Raw genomic sequence first — 17,077 nt, 5'->3', positions numbered from 1 at the left:
CAGTTTAAGTACTAACACTGCTACTTCTTTAGTTAAATATCATTTTTCATATCGACTCTAGCAATTATTTTTCCTGTAAAAAAATTTTCAGATAATTGTTTTTTAACCATTCCATCTTCAACTTGGTAAATATTATATCCATGTTTTTGTTCAAATCTTACTAAACCACTTCCTTCATCTTCTCCCACAAAAGACATGCCATTAACTGTAAAGTAAGGTATTCCGTGAATATCGCCATTAAACACATGATGGGTATGCCCATTAACAAAACAAGTAATAGAATATTCTCTAATTAAATTTATTAATCTATTCGACTCTGGTAATACAGGTGTACTACTTTGATTTTCTAATACATGATGGTGCGTCATTAATATGACCGGTTTATCTTGGTACTTATTTAATTGTTCTTCTAACCAATTAAATTGTTCATCTGACATGCTTCCATCAGCCAAACCGTAAACTGAACTATCAAATGAAATCAAATAAAACTCTTCAAATGTTTCTACTAAATTATAAGAGGCACTAGATGACGCTTTTCCTAGCCAACCTTCATAAAAGTTTTCTTTAATATCATGATTACCTAATGTCACAATGATTTTCATATTCGGTATTTGCTCTTCAAACCACTTTTTTAAATAAGCGTAATCCTCAACACTACCATCTTCTGTTAAATCCCCACTGATTAACAACAAATCTATTTGTTGTGTTTGTATCACTTCTTTTAAACATGCTTCTAAATGAATAAGCGGATTATCCATTTTATAAATCATGCCTTTATATCCTTTTGAATACACTTTATCATTTTGACAATAATGTATATCTGAAATATGTAGTATATTCATCTATCTCAATTTCCTTCTTATGATTCCTGTTATTAAATCTAATGCAAATACAGTTAAAATAACACCTAGTAAAATAATGCTCACTTTTCCCCAACTACGTGTTTGAATCGCAAAAATAAGTGGGGCCCCAATTCCACCTGCTCCAACAAGACCTAAAGTAGCTGCGCTTCGAACAGCTATTTCAAAATGATTTAAAGAAAGTGAACTGTAAATTGGCATTAAGGTTGGTATTCTAACAAAAAATAAAGTTTGCCAAAAGTTTGCTCCAACAGCTTCTGCTTCTTCGATTAATTTTTCATCCATGGCTTCTAACTCTTCAGTATATAACTTCCCTAACATTCCAATATGATGGACACCAATAGCCATAACACCAGCAAATGGTCCTGGCCCAACAACCTTAACAAAAATAATCGCAAACACTAGCTCTGGAAAAGCTCTTAAAATATTTAGAATAAATTTACCGACAACTGGTACTGCTCCTAAATTTTTCCAAAGATTAGACGCACTTAATAAAGTAAAAGGAATAGCTAGAATCGTTCCAATAGTTGTTCCTAAAAAAGCAATTCCGATTGTTAAAAGTAGTAAGCTAACTAAATCTTCTCCACTACCATCGTAGACAAAGGACCAATCTGGATGACTTAGACCTTTTAAAACATCTAGCCCCATCGATAAAGAAAAAGTACTTAGACCTGAATAATCAATGCTTATTGCTGAATAAATTAGAAGTATCCCTAAAACACTTAGAAAAAGGATTGTTTTTTTACTCATCTCTTTAATCATCATGCTAGTGTCCTCCTAACTTTTTCACTTATTTTGTCAACAATTGCAACTGTTACTAAAATAGTTAAGATAATAATCGAAACTCTTTCGTACTTCATTAAAGCCAGTGAAGAGTTTAAGATAACACCAATTCCTCCGGCTCCTACATATCCAAGAACAGTTGAGGCTCTAACATTGACTTCAAAGGCATAAAAAGAGTAACTAGCAAATTGACTGAAAACTTGAGGGGCAATTGCCCAAACTGCCATTTGCGTTCTTGTTGCTCCAACTGCAAGTTGAGCTTCAATTGGCTCAAAATCAATCGTTTCAATAGCCTGAAACATTAATTGAGAAACCATACCGAATGTGAAAATAGCAATCGTCATAACACCTGTTGCTTCACCAATACCAAAAATAGCTACTAAAAGTGCTGCTAGTAAAAGTGTTGGTATAGTTCTAATAATTCCAAGAATAAATCTAAAAACAACAGAAATATATTTGTTGCCAGTCACTACTGGGGTTGCTAAAAAACTAACAGGTACTGCCACTAACACTCCTATAAAAGTGCCTAATAAAGACATTTGCAACGTCTTGATTAAGGGAGATATAAGTTTAGGAAAGTAGGCAAAATCTGGGTGCATTAATCGTGATAAGAAAACCACTATTTGATCTGAATTTGTAAAAACTTGTTTAAAATCAGCATTTGTTATTACGCGACTAAACTGAAATAGTAGTAGTAATACAATGATTGTTATTAGATTTTTGTACCATTTAAAATGAACTGTATCTTTAATTTTCACTGACATCCCCTTGCCTTTCATCAAAGATGCTTTGTCCATATATTTTTTCAAGTCGCTCGTCTGTCAACTCACTTGGTACCCCATCAAAAACTACTTCCCCAGCTTTTAAGGCAATAATACGAGTAGAATAATCTCTGGCAAGTGGAATCGAGTGTAAATTAACTAAGATCGTTTTATTTAATGTTTCATTGATTTCTTTTAAATCATCCATTACTTTTTGTGTCGTGATAGGATCAAGTGAAGCAACCGGTTCATCAGCTAAAATAACTGGAGCTTGTTGAACTAATGCTCTTGCAATTAAAACTCGTTGTTGTTGGCCACCACTTAATTCGTCACTTCTTGTATGTAATTTATCTGACAAGCCAACACTTGCTAAGGCATCGACAGTTCTTTCATAATCTTCTTTTGTAAATAAGCCGAAAATGCTTTTAAGAGTACCATAATAACCTAGACGACCTGATAAGACATTCTTTTGAACAGTACTTCTTTTAACTAAATTAAAATGCTGTGAAATCAAACCGATTTCTCGTCTTATTTCTCGTAATTCTTTTTTACTCGCACGTGTAATCGAACGATTGTTAACTTTAATCTCACCTGTTGTTATAGGTTCTAAGCGATTAACGGAGCGTAGTAAGGTACTTTTTCCAGCACCACTTAGTCCAATAATAGATACAAATTCCCCTTCATTAATTGTTAAATTAATATTTTGGAGCCCCTTCACTCCATTAGGATAGGTTTTTGAGACATTATCAAAAACAATCATTTTTTCCACCCATTCTTTCATTCAAAGAGCCATGAACGAAAAGTGTCCGTGGCTCTTAGTTTAGTTTTTTTATTTTTATTCTGCTGCTTTTTCTGTATATTCGCGAATCGTATCATAAGCTGAATCAGCTGCTTCTTCATATCCTTTATGACTCCATAAAGTCATTGCTTCAGCACCTTTTTCATCATCTTTCATTTTTAAGAAGGCTTCTTTAACTTGTTCTTTTAATTTAGCATCCATTGATGGTTGGACAGCAATAGCATCATTTGGAATGTCACCTTCAGTTAAGTATAAAACACGTAATTCTTTAAATAAATCTTTGTCAGCAAATGCTGAACCAAAAACATTTCTTGCTCCCTCAAATACAAATGCTGCATCCATTTGACCATTTAAAACTGCTGTCATTTCACTTGGAATATCATTAACTGTTGTTAGTGTTGATTCTGTTGTTGGGTCAACACCTGCTTCTTTCATTTCAGCTACTGGATAAATATAACCACTGGCTGAATTTGGACTTAAAGTAGCAATTTTTTTACCTTTTAAATCTTTTAATTCTTTAATATCACTATCTGCTTTAACTAAAACTTCGCCTTTAAATGTATTGGTTAACTTACCATCAATTGGTAATCCAGTTTCTAAATCCATATCTCCAATTTGAGAAGTTAGAATAGCTTCTGCAGCTTTCATATCTCTTGCTTGTACATAAGCTGCTGGTGGCATAACTCCAATATCAACTTGACCAGACGCCATTGCTTCTACAATAGTTGAATAATCTGTTGCTAATGTCACTGTTACTTCTTTATCTAATGCTTTTGATAAATACTCGGCAAATGGTTTTGTTTTAGCTTCCATTGAACCATCATTATTTGTTGGTACAAACTGAACGACTAATTTTTCTTTTTCAGTACTTTTAGCGTCCTTTTTATCAGTACCTGTACCACAACTTGCTAGTAAACCAACTGCTAATAGACTTAGTGCCACTGTTGCTAATTTTTTAAAACTCATTTTTCTCCTCCTATGGAAATATCTTTATGTTACATTTACAGAATACCAAGTTTTTTCTTTTTTTGAAGTGACACACGTCACATTTATTGCTATTTTACATTCATTTTACATATAAAGCACTTATATTGTTCGTATTGTACCTAAATCTATTCTAAGCTATAATGGATTTAATTATAAAAGATAGGGAGTTTGAGAACTAATGAAGAGAATTTCAGATCCATTACGTTTAAAAGACTATATTGAAACGTGTAATTTACAATCATACTTAGATAATGATTTAATCCCTATTTCTAATGTTTACACCTTTGAAAAAGACGAACATCTAATTCATTTAGATACTCCTTCTGATTACTTATATTTTCTAGTTGAAGGAACTGTTAGAGTCTATTCTTATTCTTCTGATACTCAAAATATTGTTATCAATCGTAGTGAGGCTGTCACTTTAATTGGTGAAGCATCTTCATTATGGGATTTATCGCCAAAAAGTAACGTCATTGCAGAAACTCCCTGTGTCTGTGTAGGAATCAGTCTGAAAAAATATCGTTCGCTTTTACAACAAGATATTAGTTTTTTACAAAATGTCTGCCAGATTCTTAGTTATCGTTTAAATTCAGGTATCACACTAGCAAATTCTTTAACTGAACCTGTTGAAACGAGATTAGCCAAGTTTATTTTAGAAAATGCACCTAACCAACTGTTTTCATTTAAACTGACAACCTGTTCAGCCATTTTAAATGTTAGTTACAGACATCTACTTAGAACCATTAATCATTTTAAAGAAGAAGGTATTTTAGAAAAACAAAAAAGCCACTTACTTATAAAAAATGAAACAAAACTAAGAGAAATTGCTGAAAATATATCATAAATAAGAAAAGAAGTTGACCCATTACTTGGATCAACTTCTTTTCTTATTTCGCAACTATATTTGAAAAACCATCTCTTAGAGCTTGATTTTCAGTTTCATTAAAATATAAATAATTCATTTCATTACCTTGATTTTGCTGAGTTACTAGCACTTTAGGTTTACCTTGTTCTAAAACAAAATAATATAAATGTTTTCCTAGATAAGGTTGTGTTTCAGCATCTGAGTAAACAGCAACTAATTGATAGGCTTTTTCTCCTGTACCAGTTTCCGACCATTCCATTTCTACAGGTTGCTCATTAATTGCTACTTGCCAGCCACCTGTTAGTGTTGTTTCTGGCAGGCTCATGCCATAAAAATCAACATTATTCTCAGGTGAGTAGTTTTTGTAACTTTGGTCCATTGTATTTCCCCATGAAGTCATGAAAGCTGAAAGTTCCTCTACTTTTGCTTCTGTCCATATAGCTTCTTTTGTTTCATTATCTTTAACCTTTTCTTCTGCTGCCTTTTTTCCAGTTAATTTTTCTTTTTCTTCTCTAGCATGTTCTGCTATTTTGGGAGAACCTAATCTCTCATTAATAACTTTATCTAGTGCTTCGTTTGCTTCATTAATTTTTTGATCTGCTATCCTTTTTTTAGCTTCTATTAAATCAAAGGTTTGCATTCTATTAGCTTTTGCTAAAGAATCTTCACTCTTTTCTGCTATTGCTTTATCAAACTCTGAAAGAGCTTCTTCGTAATTTTCTTTTTCTATCTGCTCTAAACCATTTTTCATGGCTACATCATATCTTTTAGTTGATTGAGCACAACCAGTAAAAATAGTAGTCACTACAAGCAGACTAAATAACAATCGCTTCATGTCTTATGTCATCTCCTTTTATTCATATAAATAATTTTATCATATTATATGTACAAAAAAGGCTGTATTGATAAATTTATTACCAATACAGCCTTTTTATTTCAATTTTTTTGTTAATTAATGTTCGTTAGGATCATCAATGGCATCTTGATGAGTTGGATGAACTGTACCAGGTACATGATCTGGACCTGCGTAAAGTGTATAAAGTTTAAGTGGTTTGTCACCAATATTTTCAACATTATGCCACATATCAGCCGGAACAAAAATCGCATCATCATCTGAAACTTCTTTAACAAATGTTAAATTATCTTCAGCATCTCCCATTTTACATAAACCTTTACCTTCTTCAATACGTAAAAACTGATCAATACCTTCATGAACTTCTAAACCAATATCATCACCTGGTTGAATTGTCATTAATGTCATTTGCATTTTACTACCTGTCCATACAGTTGTACGGTAGTTTTCGTTAGCTAATGTCCACTCTTCAATATTCTCAACTACGGGTTGTTTTCCACGATCTGTAAAATCAAAATTCATTTCTAATTCCTCCATTTATCTTTGATAATACTAATATAACACCGCTTATTCCTATTTAATAGTAATAACTACTAAATAAGAATGATTATCATTAACGAATAAATCATTTATTTTGTTTCTGAAAATTGCTTTTTCATTTCCAAAGAATTATACTTGTAAAAATACTTATAAAATTGGGGTTGTTATATATATGGGAGATAATCAATTAAAAAGAGAAATAACTTTATTTGGTGCTTTTTCAACAGTTATGGGAACTGTTATTGGAGCAGGTGTATTTTTTAAAGTTGCAAGTGTCACTAAAGCTGCTGGTTCTCCTAGTATGACAATGCTAGCCTGGGCTCTAGGAGGTTTTTTAACCATTTGTGCCGGTCTAACCAGTGCAGAGTTAGCAACTGCTATTCCTAAGACAGGTGGCGCAGTTAAATATATTGAATATACTTACGGAAAATTTTGGGGCTTTTTATTAGGTTGGGCGCAAATGATTATTTATTTCCCTGCTAATATCGCTGCTCTTTCTATTATTTTTAGTACACAACTTATTTACCTACTTGGTCTAAAAACAACTTATCTTATACCAATTGCTATTATTGCTGGGGTTTCAGTAACTTTCATTAATTTACTCGGTTCTAAAACAGCTTCTCAGTTTCAATCTATTTCACTGGTTTTAAAACTTATTCCAATTTCTTTAATTATTATAGTAGGATTGTTTACTAAAAACGGAGAAACTGTTAATCTTTTTTCAAACCAAGTAGAGAGTAATCAGTTTATTTCTCAATTAAGTATGGCATTATTTGCTACTCTTTTTGCTTTTGATGGTTGGTTAGGTGTTGGGGCAATTGCAGGTGAAATGAAAAATCCTGAAAAAGATTTACCTAAAGCCATTGTTTCTGGTTTACTTTTTATTACATTAGTCTATCTATTAATCAATTTTGTTTTTCTTAAAACTCTTCCCTTTAGTGCCATTCAAGGAAATTTAACTGCAGCTTCTAACAGTGCAACAGTTCTATTTGGACACTTTGGTGGAAAACTAGTCACGATTGGTATTTTACTTTCAGTTTACGGAGCTCTTAACGGCTACACAATGTCTGGTATTCGAGTTCCTTATGCTTTAGCTCAAGAAGATCTGATTATCGGAAGTAAGTATCTAAAAAAATTATCTACTAAAACAAAAGTTCCTTATGTCGCTGCTATCTTTCAATTGTTAATTGCTATTTTTATGATGCTTTTAGGTAGTTTTGATTTATTAACTGATATGTTAATTTTTGTTATTTGGTTATTCAGCGTATTAATTTTTGTTGCTGTTTTTATCCTAAGAAAAAGAGAACCTAATTTAAAACGTCCTTACAAAGTTCCTTTATATCCAGTTATTCCTATAATCGCTGTTTTAGGTGGCATTTTTATTTTAGGAACAACTTTAATAACCCAAACTTATCTAGCGTTAACAGGTATTTTTATTACTCTTTGCGGTATTCCTGTTTACTATATTTCTAATAACAAAAAAACCAGTGAATAGTGATTTCACTGGTTTTCTATTTGACTTTTAATAGCTAATTTCAATACTTTCATCAAGTTCTGCCCAATGATTTGTCGGTCCATGCCCGTGGCCTACAAATAATTCTTCTTTAATGGCTCCTTGAATAAATTTTTTTCCAATAATAATAGCTTCTTTAACTTCTGTTCCCTTAGCAAGCTCAGCTGCAATACAGGATGAGAATGTATCTCCTGTTCCATGGGTTTTAATAGTATTAATTCTAGAGCTTGATAACCAAAAACTTTCTCCTGAATCAAGTAATACATAATCACGCGCTAGTTTATTCTCAAGATGTCCTCCTTTTACAATCACATGTTTGACACCCATCTCTTTTAAATCAACTGCCGCTCTCATCATATCGCTTTCCGTTTCAACAGGATAACCAACTATAACTTCTGTTTCAGGTAAGTTAGGAGTCACAATAAAAGCTAATGGTAATAAGTCATTTTTAATTGTATCAATGGCATCTTCACTTAATAAGGCATGACCACCTTTTGCTATCATTACAGGATCTACAACAAGTGGACCAAAATCAACTTTTTTTAAGTTCTCAACCACACATTTAACATGCTCCTCATCAGCAAGCATTCCTGTTTTTGCTGCTTTGATGTTAAAATCTGCTGCTAAAGAATTAAACTGATCAGTTACAAATTCAACTGGTACAGGAAATGCATTTTGAACGCCTAATGTATTTTGAGCTGTTAATGCAACAACAATACTCATACCAAATGCATTTCTATTATGAAAGGTTTTTAAATCTGCTTGAACCCCTGCCCCACCTCCTGAATCTGTTCCTGCAATTGTTACAACTTGAGGGGTACTATTTACTGTCATATGAATTTGCTCCTTTGACTTCTTCTACTAATTCTCTTAATTTTGATACTTTTAATGGAACATTATCAGCTTGCATAATATCACTAACAATTGAAACGCCAGAAATTGGTGTGTTGTTAAACGATAAAATATTATCTTCCTTAATTCCACCTATTGCTACAGTCGGTAACTTACTTTCAGATATAATTTTAGTTAAAGTTTCCATTGAGGTTAAATGTGTTTGAACTTTAGTAGTTGTTGGATAAATAGCTCCGACACCTAAATAATCAGCTCCATCAAATTTTGCCTCAATACCTCTTGTAACTGTTTTGGCTGAGACTCCTAATATTTTATCTGGCCCAATCAATTCTCTTGTTTTAGTAATTGGCAACTCATCATCTCCAATGTGAACACCGTCTGCATCAACTGCTAAACAAATATCAACTCGGTCATTAATAATTAAGGGCACATTGTATCTGTCTGTTATCTCTTTAACCTTTACAGCTAGTTCATAAAAATCTCTCGTTGAGGCATTTTTTTCTCTTAGTTGAAGCATGGTAATACCACCTTCACAAGCTTCAATAATAGTTTCTAGAAATTTATCCTCGCTCATGCCATCACTATTCGTTACTAAATATAAGGTTAATGCTTCTTCTATCATTTTATTTCTCCTTTAATGTCTTTCCACCATTTTCCTTCCTCTAAAAGAGTAGAAAGCTGATTCATTAACTGATTTCTAAAATCAGACATCGGTATTGGTTGACTCACCTGTTGTGCTGCTTTTTCTCCGCAAAGGTTAAAATAAGACACAGCTATTACAAGACTAGTTTCTACAGTTTCACCTTGCCCTAATAAAGAAGCAATTAATGCTCCTACCATGTCTCCTGTCCCTGTAATTTTATCTAGTTCAGGAACGCCATTTTTCAAAAAGTAAGTTGCTTCTTTTGTGACAATCACATCAGTCTCGCCAGTTGCTAAAAAGCAAGTTTCTGGATATTTTGATGTATACTCTTTCAATTTTTCTGAGAGTTTTTCTAAAGAAGCTTGATTTTGATCAGAAGCATGACCATCGACACCACGACCATGACTTTCTAAATCAACCAATTTTTTCATCTCAGAGGTGTTTCCTTTAACGACTTGCGGTTCATTCGTCATTAAGGCTAAGGCTAATTTTTTTCTTAAACTAGATGCTGAAACTCCTACTACATCAATAACAGTTGGCGTTTTGAATCTTTTTGCATACTCACTAGAAATGATTAGTTGCTTTTCTCTTTCAGGAGAAAGATGACCTAAGTTAAGTAATAAACTATTTGTTTGCTGGAATAGTTCATCAAATTCTCTAGGATCATCTGCCATAATGGGCTTACTATTAACATAAAGTAGTGCATTTGCCATACTTTCACAGGTGATTTCATTTGTCACACAATGTATCAATGGAGACTGTTTAAAAAATTTATCTGTTCTTTTCTTTAGAAATAAGGGTTCCATGTAACATTTCTCCTTTAAAGTAAGCTTGAAGTTGAATAAACTTTGGGACTGTTTTTAGTTTTTGATAGACTAAAAAACCAATTAATGAACCTGAAATGGCACCGCCAAAAAATCTTGGCGTATAAATAAACCAATACATTCCTTGAGCACTACCTGTAAACCAGACCATAATTGGATATGATAGTAAAGAGCCGATTAAACCTGTCCCAATTATTTCACCTACCATAGCTCCGTAGATACTTTTTGTATATTTATAGCCAATTCCAGCTAAGAAAGCACCAAAAACAGCACCTGTTAAAGCAAGTGGAGGCACACCTAATAACAACATTCTTAGAATACCGCAAATAAGTGCCATTGCAGTTCCATATATTGGCCCCATTAAAGCAACACCAATCACATTCATTACACTAGACATCGGTGCCATTCCCTCAATTCTAAAAAGTGGGGACAACACAACGTCTAGAGCAATCATTAGAGATAAAATTATTAATTTTTGAAGTTTAGTATTTGCTTGTGGCATTTACATCACCTTCCGGCCATTTTTGAAGGGTATATGACATATCCCAAAATAAATATTCCATGCGAGAGCTGATAACAAAAGCATCAATCATTTGCTGTTTTTCTTTTTCATCTGCTGACTCATACAATCGATTAATCAAGGTACATTGATGGGCAACATCTTTGGCTGCCTCTTCTCCTGAATAAGTTTCAATCCAGCGTTGGTACAGTGAAGTTGGTGAACCTGTTTTAATTAATTCAACACCAATTTCTTGATATAACCACGCACAAGGTAGTAGTCCTGCAACGGCACTTTTCAGTGAGCCATCTAATAATTGGCGATACATATGAGAAACATAGTTATAAGCAGTTGGTGCAATAGGTGTAGAGGCAATTTCTTCATCTGTTATATTTAACTCTTTAAAAAATCCTTCACGAATTGAAATTTCTCCTTCTGCTAAATGCTTTGCACCTGTTAGTAACATCTCTTTTACTTCTTTGTCTTTCATTTGTTCTGCAATTAATAAATGGATACGACTAAAATGTTCTAAGTAATATCTATCTTGAATCAGGTAATAACGAAATTCCTCTGCTCCTAATGAACCATCTTGAAGTTCTTTAATAAACGGATGAGAGAAACTCCCTTCCCAATGTGGAATCGTTAACGCTCTAGCTTTTTTTGTAAACATCTATTTTTCCTCCTAAAATGATATAAATAGTAAACTATTTCCTAATATAATTAATGATGCTGATGCTAATAAATAAAGTTTAGGTGTTTGAAAATCAAGAGAGGCTTGTCTTTTCCCTTGATCATCAAAACCTCTTGAAATCATGGCCTCTGTATATTGATCTCGCCAGTTAAAAGCAATAAAAATTGTTTTCAAATATAGAAATGGTGAAAAAGCTGACATCTTTTTGCCTCGCAGTAAGCTAGCATTTTTAAGGCCTATGATTTCTCTTTTAATATCTGGAATCGCATGTAACACAACTAAAATTCCGTAAATGAAACTTTGTGGCACTTTTTTCTGTTCTAAAATTAGCAACAATTCTTCTAAATCAATACCAAAAGCAAACATCATCCCTAAAGCAGCAAAAGCAAAAGTTCGACTAAAAAGTAGCCACGCATCACTGCTTCCAGAGCCATGAACCATTACAGACCAATAAGTCGATAAAGCTGGGATTAAGGGCAATAAAAATAATCCAATTAATCCATACCAACTTTTTTTATAGAGTAAAAATATGATACTGAGTAACACAATAAAAATATTTAATTCAAGTGATTTTGTAAATGAAATTTCCAAAGTAAAAAACATGAGTATAAAAGTTAAATTAAGCGTATTGGTTTTGACTGTATTCACGTTTTTCACCCTCTCTTTGACTGGTTTCACCTACAAAATTTAGTTGTTTATTTTTAAGAGATACATGATAATCACTGTGACCTGATAAAGGTGCTAGTCTATGAGAAACAATAATGAAGCTTTGTTCTTTTGATTTTTCAAGCATCCAATCCATAAAAATTCGACAGGCTTTTTCGTCTAATCCAGTAAATGGTTCATCTAGTAGTAATAATTTCCGCTCTAAAGTTAGCATAGTAGTAAGCTGAATCATCTTTTTCTGACCTTCACTTAAGTGGAATAAACTGCCTTCAAGTTTATCTATTAAGCCTAACTCTTCTAAAACTGCCATTTGTTTTTTCTGTTGTTCTTCGTTTAATTGAATATTAAAAGCTAATTCCTCTTTTGGCGTTAGTTGTACAAATTGATGTGTGGCATCTTGCACAGCTAGAGTCACTTCTTGATATAAGGATTTTCTTTTTTTAATTTTGGTGCCTGATAAAAACATATTCCCTTGATACTTTTGTTGCTGAACAATAGCGCTTAGTAAAGTTGATTTTCCAACACCATTGTCTCCTGTAATCGTTGTAATCCCTTTATTAAATGTATAGTTCGTTGGGGAAAGTAATGTTCTTTTCCCTTGGCTATAGGAAAGTTTTTCTAACTGAAGTAACCCTGTTTGATTAGTTTTTGATTTAGATAAAGTGATGGTTGGCTTATTACTTAAAATCGATAAATTTTCCTGACTTAATTCGTTGTTAGATAGTGTCACTACCTGATCTACCATATGTTCATAACCTGATAAATCATGGTCACAAAGGATGATGGTTTTACCTAAATCTCGTAACTCAGCTAATAGTTTTATCAGCTCATACCTAGAGTTTTCATCGATACTAGCAAAAGGTTCATCTAATAATAAAATTGGTGCATCCATTGCTAGCAAAACTGTAATCGAAGCTCGTTGTTTCTCTCCACCAGACAGGCTGACTAAATCTTGATCTAAAAAACGCTCAGTTTTACTTAAGTAAGTTGCTTGTTTTAGGCGTTCTTGAATTTGGTCATAATTAAGACCTAAGTTTTCTAAAGCAAAGGTAATTTCACGACGTAGTGTTCTCATAGTAAATTGTTGATTTGGATTTTGAAACACCATGCCAACCTTGCTTGCTCTTTGAGAGATAGGTAAGGAATGCTGACTTATGCCATCTATCAATACTTGTCCATCAAATTCTAGGTTTGCAAATCCTGCAATAACTCGAAGTAAAGTCGATTTGCCGCTTCCACTATCGCCTCTTAAAATATTGAATGTTCCAGGATGAAATCCGTAATTGAGATGTTTAAAAATATATTGTTCTCCTCTTTTAAAGGATAGATTATCTAATTCTACTTTCATCTTTATCTAGCTCCAGCTAATTGTTGTACGCGGTTGTAACTCTTCATAATTAAGGAAACCATGACAACACCAAAGAATAAAACCGATAACAAACGAACCACAAATAAACTCAAAATCATTCCAATACCAAAAGTACCGTAACCAAATTTAAAAAACTCATACCCAAAACTTAAAACAGATGTACCAATAGCACCATATATTAACGCCACTGTATCAAAACGTTTGTATTTAGTAGCAATAAAGCCTAACTCAGTTCCTAACCCTTGAATAAATCCTGAAACTAAAACACCAGGACCAAAGTAAGAACCATAAAGCATTTCCGCTAAAGCTGCTAAAACTTCACCTAAAGTTGAACTTCCCTTTTTAGGAATCAACATCCCCGCCATTGGTGCAGCCATAGTCCACATGCCAAATAAAATTTCATTAGCAAATGGTGCCAACCCTAATGGTGTTAATGCTGCTGATAAAATGGCATATAAAAGACCTGCTCCCATAAAAACACCACCAAATAAAAACGCAAGAAACGCTAATAATACAACATCTTGTACAGTCCATTTTGAACTCATAAAAAAATACCCCCTTTTATTTCCCTAATTAAGAAACAAAAGAAGGTATCACACAAGTAGATTTCACCCTACTAATATTTTGCCAATAAAAAATCCCCACCAAAAAATTGGCAGGGGTATAAAGACAGAATTAATTAGATAGGTTAAACAACTATTGTTCAACGTTCATTGAATACATTTCTCTTCGCCAGTACTAACTGGAGCAGATTCAATGGGTATTATCTCAGCTTTTACGCACCCCAAATGTTTCTAATATTAAGTTATGGCTAGAGTATAACACGCTTTCATTTGTGAAACTAGCCATTTCTATTTAATAATAATTTATTTATTTTGCTAAAGGCTTCAAACACACGATAATATTAGCTTATTAGTTTAATTTTTTACAAATAACGTTAATTAAAAATGAATTGGTAATCCCATTCCGATTTCAGCAGTATCCATAACTGCTTCTGAGAGTGTTGGATGTCCATGAATAATTAATGAAATATCTTCAAGAGTTAAATAGTTTTCAATTGCCATTGTTAACTCAGTAATTAAGTCACTTGCATTTGCTCCTACAATCTGGGCTCCAACTAATTCTTTTGTATCACTTAAATAAACTAATCTAACAAAACCACTTGTTTGATTTAACGTTATCGCCCGTCCATTTGCCTGTAATGGAAATTGACTAACACTGACATTAAGTTTCTCCGCTTTTGCTTCTTGTTCAGATAAACCAACCATAGAGACTTCTGGATCCGTAAAACAAATAGATGGGATACAGCGATAATCTTTAATAATATTCTCTCCTGCAATGACACCAGCCGCAATTTTAGCATCATAACTCGCTTTATGAGCTAAAGCTAAACCAGCTACTACATCTCCAATGGCATAAACATTACTTACAGAGGATTGATATTTATTATTAACCTGAATTAAACCATTCTTTTCAAGTTTCACACCTATTTTTTCTAGATTTAGTTTCTCTGTATTAGGTCTTCTACCCACTGTTACCATCAAATAATCAGCATGATCAACTAAGTCACCTTTAGCAGTTTCAATTGTAGTTGTAACACTTGTTGCTGATTCTTCTGATTTTTTAGCTTTAGCAGATGTAATAATTTGAACACCTTTTTTTACTAATGAATCAGAAACTATTTTGGAAATATCCGATTCAAAGTTAGGTAATATACGCTCTGCTCCCTCGATTAACGTTACCTTAGCCCCAAGATTTGCATAAGCACCTGCTAACTCACAACCAATGTATCCTCCACCAATAATCGATAATTTTTCAGGTAGTTCCGCTAAATTCAAACCACCAGTAGAATCTATAATACGTTTTGAAAATTCAAAACCTGGTATTTCAATTGGACGACTTCCTGTTGCTACTATCGCATCACTAAAAGTTAACTGATTTATTTTTTTATCCTTATTAGTAATTTTCAGCATATTCTTACTTTCAAACTCAGCGAAACCACGAACAATTGTTACTTTATTTTTTTTAAGTAACATCTCTATTCCAGAAGTTAATGTATTAACAACTGTCTGGTCTTTCCATTTTTGAAGTTGCTTAAAATCTAATGTTGTTTCTTTGTTACCAATTCCCATAAAAGTAGAACCAAGAGATTCTTGATATCTATGGCCTGCACTTATTAGAGCTTTTGAAGGAATACAACCTACGTTTAGACAGACACCCCCAATATTTTCAGCCTCAATAATGGTTACTTTTTTTCCTAATTGCGCCGCTCTAATCGCAGCAACATAACCTCCAGGACCAGCTCCTATAACAACTACATCAGTTTTTTCTGTCATAACTAATTCTCCCTTACAGCAATAAACTCATTGGTTCTTCTAAAATTGTAACTAAATCTGATAAGAAATTAGACGCCGGAGCCCCGTCAACAACTCGGTGATCAAATGATAAACTTAATTCCACTACTGGTTTATTAATTACTTTAACTTCACCGTTTTCTGTTATAATTTCTTGTTTTTCATACATTCCACCAATACCTAATATAGCTGCTTCTGGGTAATTAATAATTGGTGTAAAATGTTTCACTTTAGATTTACCTAATGAACTAATTGTAAATGTTGCACCAGTCATCTCATCTTTTGTTAATTGACTATTTCTAGCTTTTCTTGTTAATTCTTTAATATCTGTTGTCAATTCAGCTAAGCCTTTTTTATCTGCATTCTTTACAACTGGAACAATTAATCCATCTTCAAGAGCAACTGCAATTCCCATGTTTACATGTTTGTATTGATAAATTCCCTCTTCTGAAGAACGTGAGTTAAAGATAGGATATTTTTTCAGTACACGAGTTGTCGCCTTAGTAATAATTTCTAAATACGATAATCTTTCATTTGTTTCTTCTTCAACAAGTGAGATTAAGTCTTTTCTAAGTGAGACAACTTTAGTCATATCAACTTCTGCTGTCATCACAACATGAGGTACCTCACGTTTACTTTGAACCATATTTTCTGAAATAATTTTTCTCATAGGAGTCCAAGGAATTAACTCAAACTCATCATCTGCTACTGTTGTAACAGCTGAACCAGTAACTGCTGGTTGATAACTTAAGATATCTTGAGCTTGTACTCTATTTCTTGGTCCACTACCTTTAACGTTACATAAATCTACGTTATTTAAACGAGCTAATCTTCTAGCTGCAGGAGTGGCACGGACTTTATCTGTTTTAACAGAACTTTCTTCTACTTTTGTAGCAATCTCTTTAACTTCTACTACTACTTCTTCTATTACCTCTTCAGATGTCTCTAATCCTGGCATAGTAGCCGGAACTTCTTCACCTGCTTCTCCAATATAACCAATTACTGAATTAACAGGGGCACTTCCGTCATTACCAATGTATTTTTTCAGTAGAATTCCCTCTTCATAGGCTTCAACTTCTATAGCAATTTTATCAGTCATAACTTCAAATATTGCTTCGCCTACTTCAACACGGTCTCCCTCTTCTTTTAACCATACGGTAATAGTTCCAACATCCATAGTAGAGCTTAATTTAGGCATTAAAATTTCATGAGCCATAT

At 33.1% G+C, this 17,077-nt stretch carries 19 protein-coding genes and 1 riboswitch; of the genes, 2 read left to right on the top strand and 17 right to left on the bottom strand.

Annotated elements, in window-relative coordinates; genetic code table 11:
* Window positions 1-32: 32 nt before the first annotated feature.
* The 5 genes from DFR54_RS09495 to DFR54_RS09475 form a co-directional block, all read right to left on the bottom strand.
* Window positions 33-842, bottom strand: coding sequence for a metallophosphoesterase family protein (locus tag DFR54_RS09495; protein ID WP_114290013.1), 810 nt, complete (start codon window positions 840-842; stop codon window positions 33-35).
* Window positions 843-1,625 (bottom strand): phosphonate ABC transporter, permease protein PhnE, encoded by a 783-nt coding sequence (gene phnE / locus DFR54_RS09490; protein WP_114290012.1) that lies wholly within the window; start codon window positions 1,623-1,625, stop codon window positions 843-845.
* Window positions 1,622-2,401 carry a phosphonate ABC transporter, permease protein PhnE gene (gene phnE / locus DFR54_RS09485; RefSeq protein ID WP_114290011.1) on the bottom strand — a complete coding sequence of 260 codons (780 nt, stop codon included), beginning with the start codon at window positions 2,399-2,401 and terminating at the stop codon, window positions 1,622-1,624. The genes phnE (DFR54_RS09490) and phnE (DFR54_RS09485) overlap by 4 nt, the downstream gene beginning before the upstream one ends.
* Window positions 2,391-3,164, bottom strand: a complete 774-nt coding sequence (gene phnC, locus DFR54_RS09480; protein ID WP_114290010.1) for a phosphonate ABC transporter ATP-binding protein — start codon at window positions 3,162-3,164, stop codon at window positions 2,391-2,393. Before phnC ends, phnE (DFR54_RS09485) begins: the two co-directional genes overlap by 11 nt.
* Before the next feature lie 75 nt (window positions 3,165-3,239).
* Window positions 3,240-4,169 (bottom strand): phosphate/phosphite/phosphonate ABC transporter substrate-binding protein, encoded by a 930-nt coding sequence (locus DFR54_RS09475; protein ID WP_114290009.1) that lies wholly within the window; start codon window positions 4,167-4,169, stop codon window positions 3,240-3,242.
* Window positions 4,170-4,368: 199 nt separating this feature from the next.
* Between DFR54_RS09475 and DFR54_RS09470 the strand changes: the two genes are divergently transcribed.
* On the top strand, window positions 4,369-5,034 hold the full coding sequence (locus DFR54_RS09470; RefSeq protein ID WP_114290008.1) for a cyclic nucleotide-binding domain-containing protein: 666 nt from the start codon (window positions 4,369-4,371) through the stop codon (window positions 5,032-5,034).
* 43 nt (window positions 5,035-5,077) lie between these two features.
* Here the strand turns inward: DFR54_RS09470 and DFR54_RS09465 are convergent, their stop codons facing one another.
* Both DFR54_RS09465 and DFR54_RS09460 read right to left on the bottom strand, forming a co-directional pair.
* Window positions 5,078-5,890 (bottom strand): DUF4767 domain-containing protein, encoded by an 813-nt coding sequence (locus DFR54_RS09465; RefSeq protein WP_114290007.1) that lies wholly within the window; start codon window positions 5,888-5,890, stop codon window positions 5,078-5,080.
* A 117-nt stretch (window positions 5,891-6,007) separates the two neighbouring features.
* The gene (locus DFR54_RS09460; RefSeq protein ID WP_086343330.1) at window positions 6,008-6,430 is read right to left on the bottom strand and encodes a cupin domain-containing protein; all 423 of its coding nucleotides are present in this window, start codon (window positions 6,428-6,430) and stop codon (window positions 6,008-6,010) included.
* Between the two features lie 190 nt (window positions 6,431-6,620).
* On the opposite strand from DFR54_RS09460, the gene DFR54_RS09455 reads away from it, so the two are divergent.
* On the top strand, window positions 6,621-7,943 hold the full coding sequence (locus DFR54_RS09455) for an APC family permease (protein WP_114290006.1): 1,323 nt from the start codon (window positions 6,621-6,623) through the stop codon (window positions 7,941-7,943).
* A gap of 27 nt (window positions 7,944-7,970) precedes the next feature.
* Here the strand turns inward: DFR54_RS09455 and thiD are convergent, their stop codons facing one another.
* The 10 genes from thiD to DFR54_RS09405 form a co-directional block, all read right to left on the bottom strand.
* Window positions 7,971-8,795: a bifunctional hydroxymethylpyrimidine kinase/phosphomethylpyrimidine kinase gene (gene thiD / locus DFR54_RS09450; RefSeq protein WP_114290005.1), complete on the bottom strand. Its 825-nt coding sequence runs from the start codon at window positions 8,793-8,795 to the stop codon at window positions 7,971-7,973.
* Window positions 8,782-9,435, bottom strand: a complete 654-nt coding sequence (thiE, locus tag DFR54_RS09445) for a thiamine phosphate synthase (RefSeq protein WP_114290004.1) — start codon at window positions 9,433-9,435, stop codon at window positions 8,782-8,784. Before thiE ends, thiD begins: the two co-directional genes overlap by 14 nt.
* The gene (gene thiM / locus DFR54_RS09440) at window positions 9,432-10,262 is read right to left on the bottom strand and encodes a hydroxyethylthiazole kinase (RefSeq protein ID WP_114290003.1); all 831 of its coding nucleotides are present in this window, start codon (window positions 10,260-10,262) and stop codon (window positions 9,432-9,434) included. Before thiM ends, thiE begins: the two co-directional genes overlap by 4 nt.
* Window positions 10,228-10,782, bottom strand: a complete 555-nt coding sequence (gene thiW / locus DFR54_RS09435) for an energy coupling factor transporter S component ThiW (protein ID WP_114290002.1) — start codon at window positions 10,780-10,782, stop codon at window positions 10,228-10,230. Before thiW ends, thiM begins: the two co-directional genes overlap by 35 nt.
* Window positions 10,763-11,449: a thiaminase II gene (tenA, locus tag DFR54_RS09430; RefSeq protein WP_114290001.1), complete on the bottom strand. Its 687-nt coding sequence runs from the start codon at window positions 11,447-11,449 to the stop codon at window positions 10,763-10,765. The genes thiW and tenA overlap by 20 nt, the downstream gene beginning before the upstream one ends.
* Before the next feature lie 12 nt (window positions 11,450-11,461).
* Window positions 11,462-12,118, bottom strand: a complete 657-nt coding sequence (locus DFR54_RS09425) for a CbiQ family ECF transporter T component (RefSeq protein WP_114290000.1) — start codon at window positions 12,116-12,118, stop codon at window positions 11,462-11,464.
* Window positions 12,090-13,484 (bottom strand): ABC transporter ATP-binding protein, encoded by a 1,395-nt coding sequence (locus tag DFR54_RS09420; protein ID WP_114289999.1) that lies wholly within the window; start codon window positions 13,482-13,484, stop codon window positions 12,090-12,092. The genes DFR54_RS09425 and DFR54_RS09420 overlap by 29 nt, the downstream gene beginning before the upstream one ends.
* A 2-nt stretch (window positions 13,485-13,486) precedes the next feature.
* Entirely contained in the window at window positions 13,487-14,050 is a 564-nt protein-coding gene (locus tag DFR54_RS09415; protein ID WP_086342283.1) for an ECF transporter S component, read from the bottom strand.
* A gap of 162 nt (window positions 14,051-14,212) precedes the next feature.
* Window positions 14,213-14,302: riboswitch (TPP riboswitch) on the bottom strand.
* A gap of 144 nt (window positions 14,303-14,446) precedes the next feature.
* Entirely contained in the window at window positions 14,447-15,841 is a 1,395-nt protein-coding gene (gene lpdA, locus DFR54_RS09410; protein WP_114289998.1) for a dihydrolipoyl dehydrogenase, read from the bottom strand.
* 13 nt (window positions 15,842-15,854) lie between these two features.
* Window positions 15,855-17,075, bottom strand: coding sequence for a dihydrolipoamide acetyltransferase family protein (locus DFR54_RS09405; RefSeq protein ID WP_114289997.1), 1,221 nt, complete (start codon window positions 17,073-17,075; stop codon window positions 15,855-15,857).
* Between the last annotated feature and the right edge of the window lie 2 nt (window positions 17,076-17,077).

Source organism: Vagococcus fluvialis (assembly GCF_003337315.1).
In the GTDB taxonomy this organism is placed as follows: Bacteria; Bacillota; Bacilli; order Lactobacillales; family Vagococcaceae; genus Vagococcus; species Vagococcus fluvialis.
The sequence above is the reverse complement of the archived record's forward strand: the minus strand, read 5'-3'. Positions and strand labels throughout refer to the sequence as shown.